We start from the raw sequence: 17,568 nt of genomic DNA, 5'->3' as shown, positions 1-17,568 counted from the left end.
CTCCAGCCACAGTGGAAAAAGCCGGCGGGTGGAGTCGCCGGCCGAGCAGAGCCATTCGGCGCGTCGTCAAGCTTGCTGCGCGAGCAGCGCCTTGAGCTTCGTCGCGCGGTCGGCAAGGCATGCGGGATCGATGCGCGCGCGGCGCTCGATCAACGCCTGGGCGATGCGCACGTCGCGCGCGATCTCGCCCGTTTGCCCGACGCCGCTTGCGCCCACCAGTTCGCCTTCGCCGTTCAGCGCGAAGAACACCTTCGAGGCCGCGCCCGTCTCGCGCACGACCGTGGTTGTGCCGAACGCGGGCAGACCCGCGATCTGGATCGTCATATCGTATTGATCGGACCAGAACCACGGCACCGCGCTGTGCGTCTCGTCTTGACCGAGCATGTTGAGCGCGGCGGTGCGCGCCTGGTCCTCGGCATTGCGCCAGCACTCGAGGCGCATGCGCCGCCCATACAGCGGATGCACGAACGAGCACACATCGCCCGCCGCGTAGATATCCGCATCGCTCGTGCGCAGCGCGGGATCGACGGCGATGCCGTTGTCGATTTCGAGCCCCGCCTCCTGCGCGAGCGCCACGCGCGGCGCGACGCCCACGCCGACCACGGCCGCATCGCACGGCACGACGCTCCCATCGGCGAGCACGACGGCGCGCACGCGCCCTTCGCCTTCGAAACGCTCGACCTGCACGTTCAGGCGCACGTCCGCGCCCCGCTCACGATGGTGCGCCACGAGGCATTGCGCCACCTCCGCCGGCACGGCACGCATCAACGCACGCGGCGCGGCTTCGAGCACGACGACCTCGCAGCCGCGCTGCACCGCCGAAGCCGCGACTTCCAGTCCGATGAAGCCCGCGCCGATTACCGCAATGCGGCGTCCCGGCGCGAATTCGGCTGCCATCGCAAGCGCGTCGCCGGCATTGCGCAGCATGTGCACGCCCGCGAGATCCGCGCCGGGTACCTGCATGCGGCGCGGCTGCGCACCCGTCGCGATCAGCAGACGCCCGTAAGCGAGCGTTTCGCCATTCGCAAGCGTGACCGTGTGTGCGGCGCGATCGATCGCCTTCGCCTGGCAACCGCTGCGCAAATCGACGCCCTGCTCGCGGTAGAACGCCTCGCTGTGTATCGCGCCTTGCGCGGGCGTGCGCTCGCCCAGCAAGACCGCCTTGGAAAGCGGCGGCCGTTCGTAAGGCAGTTCGGTTTCTTCCGCTATGAGCGTGATCGCGCCTGCCCAGCCGCCTTCGCGCAACACCTGCACGGCGCGTGCGCCGCACTGGCCGCCGCCCACCACCACCATCGCTTCGCCCGGTTTCATGCTCACTCCTTGCGCGCCTTGAGGAAGGGAACGTTCACGGCTGTCTCCTGTGTCGCTTCGTTATGTCAAGCGCAAAACCTTGCTGGCCGGCTTACTGCGACGCGAGACCGATATAGATCGCGCCGCCCTCGATCTTGACCGGATGCGTGGCGAGATTCACGCACACCGGCGCGCCTTTGGCCGCACCCGAGGGAATATGAAAGCGCCCCATATGCATGGGACATTCGATGATGTCGCCGAACACGAGGCCTTGCGCGAGGCGCGTCGTTTCGTGCGTGCACACGCCTGCGGAAGCGTAGTAGCCCGTGGGCGTGTGATAGATCGCGTAAAGCTCGCCTTCGTGCTCGAACTCCATCACGTCCTCTTCCTCCAGCTCGTCGCTCGCGCACACTTCGTGCCATTGAAGAATGTTCATGGCTGCCTCCTCCTTTGCGTATTAATCAGTTTTCCGAATGATTACTGTGCATCGACTGCGAAAGCATGCGCGTCAGCCCGCTCGCGCGCCACGTTCGCCGTCTTGCCGGGCACCGCCGGAGTCATCATGAAATCGGGATCGTGGCGCTGCATGCGCAGCACGTGCAGGATTTCGCCCCACGCATCGAGCAGTCCGTCATAAGCGGGTGGCAAATCGGCTTCGATCGCCTTGCGCAGTTTGGGCAGCGCATGGAACGGCACATTGGGGAACATGTGATGCTCAATGTGATAGTTCATGTTCCAGTAGAGGAATTGCAGCACGGGATTCAGACGCAGCGTACGCGTGGAGAAGCGATGATCGAGTTCGTTTTCGCGCAGGCCCGTGTGCTGCGTGATGGCGAGCAGTTCGTGAAGCCACGCGCCGTAGGCACGCGGCAGCAACAGGAACACCACGGGCAGCCAGCTATGCGCGACGATCGCCCACGCGCCCACGGCCACATACAGCGCGAGTATCACGCGCGAATTGCGGCACATCGCCCGATACTCGACCACGGGCACGACCGCCTTCGCGCTCGTCGACACGATGCCGACGCTGTGCAGCACGACATTGCCGAGATGGTGAATGCCATGCGAGACGCGCAGAAAATCGGTGGCCAGCTTGAGGTAACTGGGCGGGCGCTTGACGGCGATTTCGGCGTCGGCGGGAACGCTGGCCGTGAGGTGCGTATAGGTGTGATGCTGCGCGTGCGACCAGCGGCTGTAGACCTGCTCGCGCCACGTCATGAAACAGATGACCCAGTGCACCGTCTCGTTGAGCCATTCGCTCCTGAACGGCGTGCGATGGCGCAACTCATGCTCCATCGCTTCGGCGAACGCGTAGATCGTGCCGTAGAGCAGGAAAGCCGGGATGCACCAGAGCGTGCCCAGCGCCAACCAGGCGAGCGCGCCGCTGCCGAGCACGAGCGCCATGAAGCCGCCGAAATACAGCAAGGCGACCCGGTCGTTGCGCCGCGTGACCTCCTTGAGCACCTTGCGCTCGAGCGGACTCCGGTACCAGTCGTCCATGGTGATGACCGGCGGCAAGCCTTGCTGTGCGGACATGAATCGAACTCCCGTGCATGACGTTGAACGGTGGATGAGCCGGTTTGCTTGCGCTCATCCGTGAGTCGAATTACATGCTCCAAATGAGCCAAGGTCAAAGACTAAAATGACTCATATTGAGTCTTAAAGGGTTTTCACCTGGATGAGAGCGATCTCCACGTGGAGATTTATATTATCTAAGCGTGATAATCGACTCATTTTGAGGCAAAATGAGTCCGCAACTTCACATCCACCGGCAGCGGAGACGCCATGAAAGGCCGCCCCACCCTCAAGCAGTTAATGGAACTCACGCAGTTGAGCCGCGCGACCATCGACCGCGCGCTCAATGACCGGCCTGGCGTCCACCCGCGCACACGCACCGCCGTGGAAGCCGCGCTGCGGCAACTGGGCATGGGCGAAGCCGAGGCGCTGTCCGCCGCGCCGCATGCGCGCGCCCAATCGCAAAAGCAGACGCTGCGCGTGCGTCTGCTGCTGCAAGCCGGCGACGCCTTCACCGAAGAACTCACGCGCACGGCGGCGAGCCTCGAAGCCGAGTTCGGCGCGGCGGGCGTGCAGGTGCAGGTGGTCAACTGCGTGGGGGCGAACGACGAAGCGGTCGCACAGCGCGTGCGCGAAGCGTCGCAAGCGGCCGACGCCATCGGCATCGTCTGCACGAACACGCCGCCCATTACGGCGGCGCTGCGCGAGTGCATGGCGCGCGGGCTCGCGGTGGCGACGCTCATCACCGACGTCGACGCCGACGCGCGCCACACCTACGTGGGCGTGAACAACCGCGCAGCGGGCCAGGCCGCGGCGTTCCTGGTGGGCAGGCATCTGGAGGGGCGGCCCTCGCCGTCGGTCGCCGTGGTCGTCGCGACGTTCTCGTACACGTGCCATGAAGATCGCGAAATCGGCTTTCGCTCGCTCCTGCGCCAGCGCTTTGCGCATGTGAATCTGGTCGAGGTGATCAAGGGCGCCGATTCGGGCGCGGCCACTTACGAAGCCACGCGGCGCTGCATGGAGCTGCACGGCGCGCTCGACGGTATCTACAACGTGGCGGGCGGCAACGAAGGGCTCGCTGCGGCGCTGCGCGAGCGCGCTCTCGCGGGCCGCACGCTCTACGTGACCCATGAGGTGAACAGCGTGACCGAACCGCTGTTGCGCGCGGACGTGATCGACTATCTGCTTTCGCAGGACCTGCGCCTGCTGCTGCGCACGGCCGTCGAGCAGATGCGCAACGCATTTGACGGCGTAGCGTCACCCGCGCAGGCGCTCGTGCCGATCGAAACGTATTCGCGCTATTCGTTGTACTAAGTCATGCCAAGGCTTGCGCAGCGCAAGCGGACCGCTATCTCCAGGCCTGCGTAAACTCGCCGATCACACGCGCGAGATGCGCCTGCATCGCCTCGCGCGCGCCTTGCGCGTCGCGCGCCATGATCGCCGAGAAAATGCGCTGATGGTCCTCCTGCGAGGCCGCGCGCAATCCCGGCGTATGAAAGTGCTCCTCGATCTTCTTCCATAGCGGGTCGCTGCGCGAGCCGTCCCACATCGCCGCGACCATGTGCCGGAGCACCGCGTTGCCCGTTGCCTCAGCAATGCCCAGGTGAAACTCGCGGTCGGCGGATTCGTTGGCCGACTTGTCGTCCATGTTCTCGCGCATCGCGCGCAAGGCCGCGAACAACCGGTCGAGATCGGCGTCCTTGCGCTCGGTGGCGGCAAGCGCGGCAATCTCGGCTTCGATCAGCGCACGCGCGCGCAACGTCTCGATCGGGCCCGGACCGCGCGGCAGCTCGAACGTCGCGGCGGGCGCTTCGCGAACCTCGGTCACGTAAATGCCCGAGCCCACGCGCACCTCCACCGCGCCGCGTACCTCCAGCGCAATGATCGCCTCGCGCACCTGCGTGCGGCTCACCGCGAAGCGCTCCGCCAGCGTGCGCTCCGAAGGCAGGCGCGCACCCGGGCCGAAATCGCCCGAGGCAATCAGTTCGTAGATCTGCTTCGCCAGCCCGACATAGGAACGGTCGGCCGCGTCCGCCTCGGCGGCGCGGTTGGCGGGCGTAGATGAGACTTCGGCCATCCAGTTGCTCTCGATGAATTGCTAAAGGCCGGCATGGCCTGAAACGCTCAAAATGGTACACCAGTTTGCCCCACGGGCGAATCGCGCCCGCTTCGCGTGGCACGAAAACCGCGTCCGAGCCACATGACAAGGCTCTCCAGCCTCTCCGACCACTGGTAAACCACTATCCCTTCACACTGGTTGACCAATCATAATCTGGCCGACCAGACGGCACGCGGCCCGCGCCAGGCGCGACCACGCCGTCATCGACGCTCGAAGAAGGAGTCCGCTGTGAAGATGTCTTTCCGTTGGTATGGCGAGTCCGATCCGGTCTCGTTGCAGTACATCCGCCAGATCCCCGGCGTGACGCAAATCGTCTCGGCCGTCTACGACGAGCCGGTGGGCGAGGTCTGGCCCGAGCACAAGATCGCCGCGCTCAAGGCCACCATCGAAGCCGCGGGCCTGCGCTTCGAGGTGGTGGAGTCGGTGCCGGTGCACGAGGACATCAAGCTCGGCAAGCCCTCGCGCGATCGCCTGATCGCCAACTATCAGCAGACGATCCGCCATCTCGCGGCGGCCGGCATCCGCGTGATCTGCTACAACTTCATGCCCGTGTTCGACTGGACCCGCACCGAACTCGCGAAGACGCTCGAAGACGGTTCCACCTGCCTCGCCTTCAGTGTGGACGAAGTCGAGCGCATCGATCCGGCCAAGGGCATTTCGCTGCCGGGCTGGGATTCGAGCTACCGGCCCGAGCAACTGCAAGCGCTGCTCGCCGAATACCGCGACGTGGACGAGGCCGGGCTCTGGGCCAACCTCGAATATTTTCTGAAGGCAATCGTGCCCGTGGCCGCCGAATGCGGCGTCAAGATGGCGATCCATCCCGACGATCCGCCGCGCCCCATCTTCGGGCTGCCGCGCATCGTGAAGAATCGCGACGACCTCGCGCGCATCGTGAAGATCGTCGACGATCCGGCCAACGGTCTCACGCTCTGCTCGGGCTCGCTCGGCGCAGGCCCGCAGAACAACGTGGAAGCACTCGTGCGCGAGTTCGGCGGCATGGGGCGCATTCATTTCGCGCATATCCGCAACGTGAAGATCACGCCCGAAGGCGATTTTGAGGAGTCCGCACATCTTTCGAGTTGCGGCTCGCTCGACATCGCCGCCATCGTGAAGGCCTATCACGACACGGGTTTCACGGGCTATGTGCGCCCCGACCACGGCCGCATGATCTGGGGCGAGACGGGCAAGCCCGGCTATGGCCTGTACGATCGCGCGCTCGGCGCGGTCTACCTGAACGGCCTGTGGGAAGCGATGGACAAGCTGGCCTGACGGTTTGAATCCCGTGCGCGGTTGAACCGTAAAACCGGACCGCGCACACGAAACCTGCACGAACAAGAGCGCCCGCCCCACGAAGCGGGCGCACCGGCAACCCCAGCGAAGCGGAGACCTTCGATGCCAAAAATTCGATGGGCGATGATCTTTATGTGTTTCCTCGCCAACGTCATCAATTTCGTCGATCGCGCGAACCTCGCGATCGCGGCCCCGAGCATCCGCGCGGATCTCGGCCTCGACGCCGTGGGCATGGGCCTCGTGCTGAGCGCGTTCTTCTGGACCTACGCGTTCCTGCAACTGCCCGCGGGCTGGTTCATCGACAAGGTGGGCGTGCGCGTGGCGCTGGCGCTCGCGGTGGGCTGGTGGTCCGTGTTCACGATCGCCACGGGCGCGGCGCGCGGCCTCGCGCAACTCGTGGGCATGCGCCTGATGCTGGGCGTGGGCGAAGCCGCGGCGATTCCCTCGTTCGCGAAGGTCTCGTTCAACTGGTTTCCACGCAGCGAGCGCGGCCTCGCCAGCAGCATCTTCGACAGCGGCTCGCGCGTGGGCTCCGCGCTCTCGCTGCCGCTCGTCGCGTGGCTCATCTCGCTCATCGGCTGGCGCGGCTCGTTTGCCGTGACGGGGAGCCTGGGCGTCATCTGGGCGCTTGCCTGGTGGTTCATCTATCGCGACCCGGAGCGCTACCGCGCAATCGCACCGCAAGCCGTCGATGCGCTGCTCGCCCAACGCGGCGCCGCACCCGCAGCAAGCGCCGGCGCTTCGGTCAACAACCCGGCCAACGAGCCAACCGACGCCGACGCGCCGCGCGTGTCGTGGCTCGACCTGTTCCGCTACCGCACGGTGTGGGGCATGATGATCGGCCTCTTCTGCCTGAACTTCGCGATCTACTTCTTCATCACCTGGTTTCCGAGCTACCTGCTGCAATCGCGCGGCTTCTCGCTCGCTTCGCTGGGCACCCTCGGCATGCTGCCCGCGCTGCTCGCCATCCCCGGCGGCTGGCTCGGCGGCTGGGTTTCGGACAGCCTTTTCAAGCGCGGCTGGAGCGCCACGGCGGCGCGCAAAACCTGCCTCGTGGGCGGCATGCTCGCTTCATCGTCGATCGCGCTCTCCGCGCTCGTGCATGACGTCGGCCTGTGTCTCGCGCTGTTCTCGCTCTCGTATGCAGGCCTCTCGTTCGCGGGCGCCAACGTCTGGACGCTGGTGGGCGAAGTCGCGCCCACGCCCGCGCACGTGGCCTCGCTGGGCGGCATCCAGAATTTCGCGGGCAATCTCGCGGGCATCTTCATCACCACCTTCACCGGCGTGATGCTCTCGGTCACGCAAGGCTCGTTCGTCGTACCGCTCGTGGCCGCAGGCGTGCTGTGCGTGGTCGGTGCGTTGTCCTATCTGTTTCTCGTGGGCAAAGTAGAACCGCTGCCGGCGCTCGGTGCGGCGCACGCCGCGCGAAGCGACCGCGCCAGCGCGATGTGACTACCGTGTAACCACCGTGTGACGCCCATGCGCCGGCATGGGCGCGGCCTTCCGGCCCCGATACCGGCCACGGATTCCGGCAGTTGCATGCATTGCCCGTTTACGCTACTTTATGCTCGTTTTTGATCGATTGAGCCGACCAGCGGGAGCGAGCCAGCATGCAACGAACACGCCAGGAAGCCTTGGAAGGCCTGCTTCCCGATGAACGCGAGCGCCTGATTCTCGAAAAGCTGCGCGCCGAGGGCCGCGTGATCGCGGCCGAACTCGCCGCGCAGTTCGAGACGTCCGAGCACACGATTCGCCGCCATTTGCGCGACCTCGCCGAGGCGGGGCATTGCAAACGCGTGTACGGCGGCGCGCTGCTCACCTCGCCCGCCAACAAACCCGCTTCGGTGCGCATGCGCGAACAGGTGGACGCCAAGGCGCGCCTCGCGCGCGCCGCGGCGGCGCTCGTGCAGCCCAACCAGGTGATCCTGCTCGACGCGGGCTCGACCAATGTGGAAATCGCGGCGGCGCTGCCCGAGCATGCGGGCCTCACGGTCGTCACGACTTCACCGCAAGCCTGCGTGCGACTGCTGGAGCGGCCCGGCATCGACGTAATCCTGATCGGCGGGCGCGTGAGCGCGCAGGCGGCCGGTTCGATGGGTGCGACGGCGCTCGTGCAAATCCAGCAGATCAAGGCCGACCTATGCTTTCTCGGCGCCTGCGCGCTCGATCCTTCCGAAGGCATTGCCGCCTTCGATGCTGAGGATGCCGAACTGAAACGCGCGATGGTCGCGGCAAGCGGACAAATCGCGGCGGCCGTCACCACCGAAAAGCTGATGACGTCCGCGCCGTTCGTCATCGCGCCCTGCGCCGCGCTCGACTATCTGGTGGTCGACGCCGACGTGCCCAAACCGCATCTGAAGCAACTGAAAGCCGCCTGCGGCGACGTGACGGTCGCGCGATGAAGTCCGTACGCGAACGCTACGCCACCAAGGCCGTCTTTCTCGCCAACGGCTTCGGCATTGGCGCGTGGGCCGTCGAGGTGCCGCGCGTGAAAGACAAGCTGCTGCTCGGCGATTCGATGCTGGGCGTCGCCCTCTTCGCCTTTGCGCTCGGCGCCATCATCGCCATGCCGCTGGCCGGGCGGCTCGCGCCGAGGTTCGGCAGCGGCCGCGCAACCGCGCTGCTCGGCGTGCTGTTCGTCGCCGCGTTTCCCTTGCCCGCGCTCGCACCGAACGCGCCGCTGTTGTGCGCGGCGCTGCTGCTGCTCGGCGCGATCAACGGCGCGCTCGACGTCTCCATGAACGGCCACGCCAGCGCCATCGAAGCGACATGGGGCGCGCCGATCATGTCGTCGTTCCATGCGGCATGGAGCGCGGGCGGCCTCGCGGGGGCGGCCTTCGGCACGCTGTTGCAGCGCGCGGGCTTTGGCGTGCTGAGCGGCCTCGCGCTGCCCGATCTGCCTATCGCCGCGCTGATCGTGGGCGCGGCGTGGCTCTCGCTGCGCGACGTGGGCGAGCGGCCCGCCGCCGCGCCGGGCGGCTTCGCGCTGCCGCGCGCGGGTGTCATGAAACTCGCCGCGCTCGCGTTCCTGTGCATGATGGCCGAGGGCGCGATTGCGGACTGGAGCGCCGTATTCCTGCGCGCCGCGCTGCCGTCGCATGCGGATAGCGCGGGCATTGGCTACACGGCGTTCGCCTTCGCCATGGCGGCGTGCCGCATGGTCGGCGACGCGTTCGTGCGGCGTCTGGGCGCGGTGCGCGTGGTCGCGCTGGGCGGGCTGCTTTCGGCGGCGGGGCTCACCGCCGTGCTCGCCGCGCCCGCGCTCAGTACGGCGGTGATTGGCTTTATCTGCGTGGGCATCGGGCTTGCGAATGTCGTGCCGGTGATCTTCAGCGCCGCCGGGCGCACGACGAATCCGCCCGTCACGGGCGTGTCGATGGCCGCGACCGCGGGTTATGCGGGCTTTCTGGTGGGGCCGCCGTTGATCGGCTTTGGCGCGGGTGTGGTCGGCTTGCCGCTCGCGCTCGGCGTGCTAGTGATCGCCACGCTTGCGGTGGGTTTCGCGGGCAGTCGGGCGGTGCGTGACGTGGATGTTTCGCGCCACGCGCATGCGTCGCGTTCGCAAAGTCACCGCAACGCGCGCGACGCCAATCGTATCGAAGCCGATTGATACGCATGCATGATACCCATGCTGATCCGCATGCCGCCGCGAAAATGCGGCGTGGCGAATTTCACCACAAGATCCGGATAGCCCCGCCCAGGCGCGCTCCGTAGACTCGATCCCGAAGCTCCAACCCACGCATCCGGCGCACGCCGGATCGATCTTCGGGATATCTGCAATGAGAGGCACACCAGGAAACGCGCAAGCGCCCGCCAACGCGCAGCGAGTCATCGTCAATCTTTCGCATGCGAGTCTCGCGGCGCAATTCAGCGAGCAGATGGCCATTGCGGTCATTCCGATCGTGGCGGTCGTGGCGCTCGGCGCTTCGGCCCAACAGTCCGCCACGTTGCAGGCCGTCAACACGCTGCCGTTCCTGCTGCTCTCGCTGCCTGCCGGGCTCGTCGCCGATCGCAGCCGGCGCAAGCCGCTCATGATCGCGACCGAACTGCTGCGCGCCGCCGCCCTTTTCGTGTTGTTCGCGCTGTTTCATGCGCGCGTGCTTTCGCTCGTCACGTTAGGCACGCTTGGCTTTGCCATCGCCACCGGCACCGTCGTGTTCAGCGTTACCGCGCCTTCGCTGGTCGCGGCCATGGTCGAAACGGGCGACTTGCTCACGGCCAACCGGCGGCTCGAAATCGCGCGCAGCATCGCCTATACGGCAGGCCCGGCCGTGGGCGGCGTATTCGCGGGCTGGGCCTCGGGCGTATTCGCGTTTCTCGCGGCGTTCGCCTTGTCGCTCGCGAGCGCGTGGTGTCTCGCGCGCCTGCCCGCCGAAACGCCACGCCCGCGAGCGCGGCGCGCGCTCGTGCACGAACTCTTCGACGGCGTGCAGTTCATCGCGCGCAGCACGCATTTGCGGCCTATCGTGGCCACCGCGTTCGTGTTCAATACCTCGTGGTATTTGCTGCTCGCGGTCTTCGCCTGGTACGCGATACACCGGCTCGCGTTCGCGCCGTCGGCCGTGGGCGTGGCGCTCGGTGTGTATGGCTTCGGCATGGTGGGCGGCGCGTTTCTCTACCAGGCCATCGCAAAGCGACTCGTATTCGGCCGGCAAATCCTGCTCGGGCCGCTGAGCGCCGCGCTGGCCTCGGTGCTCATGGCCAGCACGGTTTTCACGCATTCGCGCGCGACCGTGTTTCTTGCGTTCTTCCTGTTCGGCTTCGGACCGATCGTCTGGACCATCTCGACCACGGCGTTGCGCCAGGTCGTCACGCCGCGCGATCTGATCGCGCGCGTTTCCTCGGTCATCATGATGGCGACGTTTGGCGCCCGCCCGCTGGGCGCGATGCTCGGCGCGTTCCTGAGCACGCGCTTCGGCATGACGAGCTGCCTCGTGGGCGCGGCATGCGGCTTCGCCGCGCAGCTTGCGATCATCGTGCTCTCGGCGCCCGCGCGGCTGCGCTCGATCGAAAGCCTGGAAGCGGCGCGAGCCGGGCAGCGCGACGCCGCATCGGCGATGCGCCTCGCGACCGGGAACCGGCAAGAGTAAGGCGGCCGAAGCCGCCTGTGACTTACTCGTTCGAACCGTTGAAGTCCACCACTTCGATCCAGTTCGCGCCCTTGCCCACCGGGTACTTGCCGATCTCATGCAGCGCGCCGCTCTTTGCGTCGATGCGGTAGGCGCTCAGCGTGGGCGAAAGCTGGCCCACGGCGAACAGATACTGGCCCGAGAGGTCGATGTTGAAGCCGCGCGGCTGCTTTTCCGTGGCGTAAGTCCCGATACGCGTGAGCTTGCCCGTTTCCTGGTTCACGCGATACGCGCCCAGCGTGCTCGACGTGCGCTCGGAAATGTACAGATGGCGGCCGTCGGGCGTGAGATGCACGTCGGCGCCCCACGGCTTGTCGCCGGAAAAGCCCGCGGGCAGGATCGAAACGGTCTGCACCGGCTTGACGGTGTCGGTGGCCGCGTTGAACGCGAGCACGTGCAGTTTGCCGTCGAGTTCGTCGATCAGATACACGAAGCGCTGGTCCGCCGAAAACTGGAAGTGGCGCGGGCCGGAGCCCTTGGGCGGCGAATAGGCGGGCTGGGCGTCTTCGGTCAGCGCGCCCGTGGCGGCGTCGAACTTCAGGCGCAGCCAGGCGTCCGCGCCGAGCACCGAAGCGAACGCGTAACGGTTGTCCGCCGAGGTGCGAATGGCGTGCGCCATCGGGCCCGTCTTCACGGTCTGCTGCACGTCGCCCGCCACGCCGTTTTCGCCGATGCGGTTCACGGCCAGCAGGTTGCCGCCATACGAAGCGGAGAACAGATAGCGGCCCGTGCCGTCGGTGGAGACATACGCCATGCTTTCGGCGAGCGGTGCGCGGCCGAGTTCGACAAGTCGGCCGTCCAGCGGATTGATCGCGAAGCTCACCACGCTATATGGCTTCGAGCGCAGCGCCGCATACAGACGGTGATGGTCGGGCGAGAGCGCCATCGGCATGACCGTGCCGCCCACGGGCACGGTTTCCACGGCCGCGAGCGCGCCGCTTTGCGCATCGAGGCGCAACACCGAGATGTCCTGGCTATCGGCGTTCGACACATACACGTACGTCGCTGCATGCACGGCCACCGATGCCGCGAGCCCAAAAACCGCACCGACCACGCTGCGCAGGATTGTCTTCTTCATGTATTCCCTTCTGATTCGTTAGTTATATTAAGTGTTATCGAATTGCACGGCTTCAGGCGATCGCACCCACGCGAAACACCGAAACGGCTTCCTTCATCGATTGCGCCTGATGCTCCAGCGCGCTCGCGGCGGCGGCGGCCTGCTCCACGAGCGCCGCGTTCTGCTGCGTGACCTGATCCATCTGGCTCACGGCCATGCCCACCTGCTGGATGCCCGTGCTTTGCTCGGCGGTGGCCGTGGTGATCTCGGTCATGATGGTGGCGACGTTGCGCACCGCACCCACGATCTCGTTCATCGCCTCGCCGGCCTGCGCCACCAGCGCATTGCCGTTGCGCACGTCCTCGATCGAGGCGCCGATCAGCTCCTTGATCTCGCGCGCCGCGCCCGCGCTGCGTTGTGCGAGCGTGCGCACCTCGCCCGCCACCACGGCGAAGCCGCGTCCCTGTTCGCCCGCGCGCGCCGATTCCACGGCCGCGTTGAGCGCGAGAATGTTGGTCTGGAACGCGATGCTGTCGATCATGCTCGTGATCTCGGCGATCTTCTGCGAGCTCGCGCTGATGTCGTGCATGGTCTGCACGGCGCGCCCCACCACGTCGCCGCCGCGCTGCGCGAGTTCGGCCGCGCCCGTTGCGAGCGAGCTGGCCTGCGAGGCGTTCGACGAGTTCTGTTTCACCGTGGAGGTCAGTTCCTCCATGCTGGCCGCCGTTTCTTCGAGCGAGGCCGATTGCTCCTCCGTGCGGCTCGACAGGTCGAGATTGCCCGCCGCAATCTCGCGCGCGGCCACGTGGATCGCGTCGCAACTGTCGCGCACGCCCGCCACGGTGCGCGAGAGCCCCGCCTGCATGCGGCGCATCGCGGCGAACAGCAGGCCGATTTCGTTGCGCCCCGCTTCGGGCACGCGCACCGTGAGATCGTTCGAGGCGATGCGATCGAGCACGGCCGCCGCTTCGGCAAGCGGCCGCGAAACGATGCGCTGCAAGGCGAAATACGTGGCGACGATCAGGCCCAGCGCGAGCGCAAGGCCCACACCCACGAGCGTCATGATCGCGGCGTAGCGCGCGTTGCCCTCTTCGAGCGTCGCTTCGGCCAGCTGGTTGGCGAGCTTCTGGAACTTCTCGACGTTCACCGAGTACGCCGCGCCCGCGTTGGTCACGTCGCGGTCGTTGACCGCGACGTAGGCCGCGGTGTCGCCGCTGCGCAATGCATCGGTGGCGCGCGTGAGCACGCCGGCGAGCTGCGCCGCCGAGTCGATCAACTGGCGCTTGAGGTCCGCATCCATGCCTTCGAACGCGGGCGCATTGGCGAAAGCCTGCGTCTCGCTCGCTGAAAGCTCGAAGCTGTGGCTCGCGCTTTGCAGCGCAGAATCGCGCGTGGCCGTGTCGTTGCGCTCCTTGAGCGCGCTATAGGCGCGCACCAGCGCCGAGCGCGTGCGCGTGGTGTCCTTGTAGGCGTCGTTCACCAGGATGGTCTGGCGTGCGATTTCGTGCAGCCGCTGGGCGTTCGCGTTCGCCTGTCTGAGCGAGAGCACGCCCGCGAGACCGCCGATCAGGATCATCACCCCAAAAATCACCAGCACCGCTAGCAGGCTGGCTCGTACCGTCGTGTTGCGCATGTTGCTTCAATCCCCGGTTTTCATGGTGTTCTTCTTTACGGCTCGAACGCCGGAGTCTTGAGGGTGTGCGTTTTATGTTGTCCAACAACTTGGCGCATCATCCCACGGCAACACGGTTATCCTGAAATTCGAGTTTACCCTGAGGGTGGCTCGAACTGCGCACAGCCCGGTTGCCTCGGGCTCCGGCGCGTTGTACGATTGCCTCTGACAACCGGCCATGATGTCAAACAACTTTCCGACAACTGGCCGACCATGCGGCGCACGAAGGCCGCGAACGGAACGCGCTTCGGGCGCGTTCCCGCGTAGGTAAATGCGGCGCGCACCCGGCGCGCCGTCTGGAGACAGCAGATACGGGCCGCCGCCTCGTTCGCGAGCGCGGGCCCGTGTCTCGCGCACGTTAGACGTTAGAGGCCGATCCACATGTCGTTGAGCCGCACCGCCACGCAATCCGATGTCGCGAAGCGCACCCGGGTGCGTTATCTGATCCTCTCGCTGATCTTCATCATCACCACGCTCAACTACGCGGACCGCGCCACGCTCTCGGTCACGGGCTCGGCCATGCGCGCCGAATTCGGCCTCGACGCGATCCGCATGGGCTATATCTTCTCGGCCTTCAGTTGGGCCTATGTGCTCTCGCAGATCCCCGCGGGCTGGGTGCTCGACCGTTTCGGCGCGCGCCGCGTGTACGCGGGCAGCATCTTCCTGTGGTCGCTATTCACGTTGCTGCAAAGCTCGATCGGCCTGCTCGGCGGCGCGGGCGCCGCGATTGCGGGCCTCTTTGCGCTGCGCTTCGCGATGGGCGCGGCCGAAGCGCCCGCATTCCCCGCCAACGCGAAAGTGGTGGCGAGCTGGTTCCCGGCGAAGGAGCGCGGCACGGCCTCGGCCATCTTCAATTCGGCGCAGTATTTCGCGGCCGTGGTGTTCACGCCGCTCATGGCGTGGCTCACGCACGCGTATGGCTGGCATCACGTGTATATCGTGATGGGGATCGGCGGCCTGCTGCTCGCCTGCGTGTGGGTGCGCTTCATGAAGTATCCCGCCGACCATCCGGGCGTGAATCGCCAGGAGCTCGACTATATCGAGGAAGGCGGCGGCATCGTGAACGGGCACCAGCGTTCGCCGCGCGGCGAGCGCAAGGGCGCGAACTGGGCGGTGATTCGTCAACTGCTCAGCAACCGCATGCTCGTGGGCGTGTATCTCGCGCAGTACTGCATCAACGTGCTCACGTACTTCTTCCTCACGTGGTTTCCCATCTACCTCGTGCAGGCGCGCCACATGACCATCCTGAAGGCGGGTCTCGTCGCCTCGCTGCCCGCCATCTGCGGCTTTCTCGGCGGCGTGCTCGGCGGCATCGCGTCGGACGCGCTCATCCGTTCGGGCCGCTCGCTCACGGTGGCGCGCAAGGTGCCCATCGTCGGCGGCATGGTGCTGTCGTCGTGCATCATCGGCTGCAACTACGTGAACAGCGACTGGCTCGTGGTGGCGCTCATGTCGCTCGCGTTCTTCGGCAAGGGGCTGGGCGCGCTGGGCTGGGCCGTGATCGCCGACACCGCGCCGCGCGAAGCCATCGGCCTTTCGGGCTCGATCTTCAACATGTTCGGCAACGTGGCCGGCATCGTCACGCCGATCGTGATCGGCTATCTCGTGGCGACCACGGGCTCGTTCAACGGCGCGCTCGCTTTCGTTGGCGTCAACGCCATCGTTACGGTGATCAGCTATCTCGTGATCGTGAAGGACATCAAGCGCGTGGAGTTGAAAAGCGCCTGAATTCAGGGCGTTTCATGCTCGCGGCGAGCAAGCGTGCGCGCCGCGACGACAGCCGCCGCGAACCCCGAAGCCGCGCCGACCAGCAGGGCCCAGCGCGGCCCCCAATGGTCGGCCACCCACCCCACCACGGGCGCGCCGAGCGGCGTGCCGCCCAGCGCCACGGCGAGGCGTATCGCCAGCACGCGCCCGCGCATGCCGGGCTCCGTGGAAAGCTGCATGAGGCTGTTGGTCTCCGTGGTGAACGTGAGCGCCGCGATGCCGATCACCACGAGCGCGCCGCCAAACCACCAGTAGCCGGGCGCGACGGCCGCCAGCACGCAGCCCACGCCGAACGCCGCCGCCGCGAACAGCAGCGAAGTGAAACGCGGGTGGCTGCGGCCCGCGCCGAAGAACGCGCCGCTCATGGTGCCCACGGCCATCAATGAAGAGAGGAGTCCGTAGCGTCCCGCGTCGGCATGGAACACGCTCACGGCCATGGTCGAGATGAAGATCGGAAAATTCAGCCCGAAAGTGCCGATCAGGAACAGCATGATGAGGATGGACTTCAGGTCCGGGCGCGACCACACATAGCGAAACCCGGCGGAAATGCCGCCTTTCGCGGGCTGCTTGAGCCGCGCCGCGCGCAACTCGCCCACGCGCAGCCGCGTGAGCGAGATCAGCACGGCGACGAACGACAGCCCGTTGAGCAGAAAGGCCCAGCCCACCCCCACCGAAGCGATGACGATGCCCGCCACGGCCGGCCCGATCATGCGCGCCGCGTTGAACGAGGTGGAGTTGAGCGCGACGGCGTTGGACAGATCGGCGTCGCCCACCAGTTCGGAAACGAAGGTTTGCCGCACCGGCGAATCGAAGGCCGTGGTGCAGCCGAACAGGAATGCGAATACATACACGTGCCAAAGCTGCACGAGCCCCGTAGCCGTGAGCACGCCGAGCCCGATGGAGAGCGCGCCGAGCAAGGCCTGCGTGATCATGAGCAGCTTGCGCTGGTCGAAATGATCGGCGGCGAAGCCCGACCACGGCATGAACAGCATTTGCGGGCCGAACTGCAAGCCCATGACGATGCCCACCGCCGCCGCGCTGTGATGCGTGAGGCCCGTGAGCACGAGCCAGTCCTGCGCCGTGCGCTGCATCCACGTGCCGACGTTCGAGACGAGCGCACCGGCCGCCCACACCCGATAGTTGTAGCTCTTGAGCGAGCGGAAGTACCCGGAAGAAGCTGGAGCGCCCATGCGGTTGCCTCGCCTCAGTCGGCCACGAGCCGCTTGAGCAGCTCGACGGCGGCGGCAAGCTGCTGTTGCTCGGCGCCGGTGAGGCGCGCCTCGATCGTGCGCGAGAGCCAGTCCTGGCGCGCGGCGCGCCCCTCCTTGAGCCAGTCGCGGAACGCCTCGGTGAGCGACCAGAGGGTCTGTCGGCCGTCGCTGGGGTCGGCCGCGCCGCTGATGTGGCCCGCCGCTTCGAGCGGCGCGATCAGCGTGCCCATGGACTGCGGGCGCATGCCCTCCGCGCGCGCGAGGCTCGACACCGTGGCCGGGCCTTCACGTTCCAGGCGCAGCAGCACGGCGATCTGCGACGGCGTGAATTCTCCGAGGATGGCCTGCTCGCGAAAGCGCCGGCGCAATTGCGCGACCAGCGCGCGCAGGTCGCCGGCGAGCCCGGCGGCCAGTTCGGAGGGTGGCGCGTGAAGATGATCGGTCATGAACGCAATCCGGGAGATATGAAGGTAATCTTTGCAGTTTACCTTCATATCTCCCGGATTGCACGCGCTGGC

The 17,568-nt window shown here is 66.6% G+C and carries 15 protein-coding genes; 7 read left to right on the top strand and 8 right to left on the bottom strand.

The genetic code is table 11. From position 1 onward, the window contains the following. Nucleotides 1–66 precede the first annotated feature (66 nt). The 3 genes from C7402_RS10875 to C7402_RS10865 form a co-directional block, all read right to left on the bottom strand. Nucleotides 67–1,311: an NAD(P)/FAD-dependent oxidoreductase gene (locus C7402_RS10875; RefSeq protein WP_116610652.1), complete on the bottom strand. Its 1,245-nt coding sequence runs from the start codon at nucleotides 1,309–1,311 to the stop codon at nucleotides 67–69. Nucleotides 1,312–1,402: 91 nt separating this feature from the next. Then, complete coding sequence (locus tag C7402_RS10870; protein ID WP_116610651.1) at nucleotides 1,403–1,726, bottom strand: Rieske 2Fe-2S domain-containing protein; 324 nt, start codon at nucleotides 1,724–1,726, stop codon at nucleotides 1,403–1,405. 41 nt (nucleotides 1,727–1,767) lie between these two features. After that, nucleotides 1,768–2,826 (bottom strand): fatty acid desaturase, encoded by a 1,059-nt coding sequence (locus C7402_RS10865; protein ID WP_116610650.1) that lies wholly within the window; start codon nucleotides 2,824–2,826, stop codon nucleotides 1,768–1,770. Between the two features lie 249 nt (nucleotides 2,827–3,075). Here C7402_RS10865 and C7402_RS10860 point away from each other — a divergent pair, with 249 nt between their 5' ends. Then, complete coding sequence (locus tag C7402_RS10860; RefSeq protein WP_116610649.1) at nucleotides 3,076–4,119, top strand: LacI family DNA-binding transcriptional regulator; 1,044 nt, start codon at nucleotides 3,076–3,078, stop codon at nucleotides 4,117–4,119. Nucleotides 4,120–4,153: 34 nt separating this feature from the next. Here the strand turns inward: C7402_RS10860 and C7402_RS10855 are convergent, their stop codons facing one another. Next, nucleotides 4,154–4,882, bottom strand: coding sequence for a FadR/GntR family transcriptional regulator (locus C7402_RS10855; RefSeq protein WP_116610648.1), 729 nt, complete (start codon nucleotides 4,880–4,882; stop codon nucleotides 4,154–4,156). A gap of 270 nt (nucleotides 4,883–5,152) precedes the next feature. On the opposite strand from C7402_RS10855, the gene uxuA reads away from it, so the two are divergent. From uxuA to C7402_RS10825, 5 genes are all read left to right on the top strand, one after another. Continuing rightward, nucleotides 5,153–6,193 (top strand): mannonate dehydratase, encoded by a 1,041-nt coding sequence (gene uxuA, locus C7402_RS10850; protein WP_181565503.1) that lies wholly within the window; start codon nucleotides 5,153–5,155, stop codon nucleotides 6,191–6,193. Nucleotides 6,194–6,316: 123 nt separating this feature from the next. Continuing rightward, nucleotides 6,317–7,666, top strand: a complete 1,350-nt coding sequence (locus tag C7402_RS10845) for an MFS transporter (RefSeq protein ID WP_116610647.1) — start codon at nucleotides 6,317–6,319, stop codon at nucleotides 7,664–7,666. 158 nt (nucleotides 7,667–7,824) lie between these two features. Beyond that, nucleotides 7,825–8,616 (top strand): DeoR/GlpR family DNA-binding transcription regulator, encoded by a 792-nt coding sequence (locus C7402_RS10840; RefSeq protein ID WP_112170463.1) that lies wholly within the window; start codon nucleotides 7,825–7,827, stop codon nucleotides 8,614–8,616. Further along, nucleotides 8,613–9,824 (top strand): MFS transporter, encoded by a 1,212-nt coding sequence (locus C7402_RS46895; protein ID WP_165841862.1) that lies wholly within the window; start codon nucleotides 8,613–8,615, stop codon nucleotides 9,822–9,824. The genes C7402_RS10840 and C7402_RS46895 overlap by 4 nt, the downstream gene beginning before the upstream one ends. Before the next feature lie 169 nt (nucleotides 9,825–9,993). Then, nucleotides 9,994–11,304: an MFS transporter gene (locus C7402_RS10825; RefSeq protein ID WP_116610646.1), complete on the top strand. Its 1,311-nt coding sequence runs from the start codon at nucleotides 9,994–9,996 to the stop codon at nucleotides 11,302–11,304. Between the two features lie 22 nt (nucleotides 11,305–11,326). Here the strand turns inward: C7402_RS10825 and C7402_RS10820 are convergent, their stop codons facing one another. After that, nucleotides 11,327–12,421: a lactonase family protein gene (locus C7402_RS10820; protein WP_116610645.1), complete on the bottom strand. Its 1,095-nt coding sequence runs from the start codon at nucleotides 12,419–12,421 to the stop codon at nucleotides 11,327–11,329. A gap of 52 nt (nucleotides 12,422–12,473) precedes the next feature. Continuing rightward, nucleotides 12,474–14,033, bottom strand: coding sequence for a methyl-accepting chemotaxis protein (locus C7402_RS10815; protein WP_116610644.1), 1,560 nt, complete (start codon nucleotides 14,031–14,033; stop codon nucleotides 12,474–12,476). 420 nt (nucleotides 14,034–14,453) lie between these two features. Between C7402_RS10815 and C7402_RS10810 the strand changes: the two genes are divergently transcribed. Then, nucleotides 14,454–15,800, top strand: a complete 1,347-nt coding sequence (locus C7402_RS10810) for an MFS transporter (protein WP_112170468.1) — start codon at nucleotides 14,454–14,456, stop codon at nucleotides 15,798–15,800. Nucleotides 15,801–15,802: 2 nt separating this feature from the next. Here the strand turns inward: C7402_RS10810 and C7402_RS10805 are convergent, their stop codons facing one another. Beyond that, nucleotides 15,803–17,029 (bottom strand): MFS transporter, encoded by a 1,227-nt coding sequence (locus tag C7402_RS10805; protein WP_116610643.1) that lies wholly within the window; start codon nucleotides 17,027–17,029, stop codon nucleotides 15,803–15,805. A gap of 14 nt (nucleotides 17,030–17,043) precedes the next feature. Beyond that, on the bottom strand, nucleotides 17,044–17,496 hold the full coding sequence (locus tag C7402_RS10800) for a MarR family winged helix-turn-helix transcriptional regulator (protein WP_116610642.1): 453 nt from the start codon (nucleotides 17,494–17,496) through the stop codon (nucleotides 17,044–17,046). Between the last annotated feature and the right edge of the window lie 72 nt (nucleotides 17,497–17,568).

Origin of the sequence: Paraburkholderia unamae, assembly GCF_003096875.1 — a bacterium.
Taxonomy (GTDB): Bacteria; Pseudomonadota; Gammaproteobacteria; order Burkholderiales; family Burkholderiaceae; genus Paraburkholderia; species Paraburkholderia unamae.
Note: the sequence above shows the minus strand (reverse complement) of the source record. Positions and strands in the feature narration are given on the sequence as shown.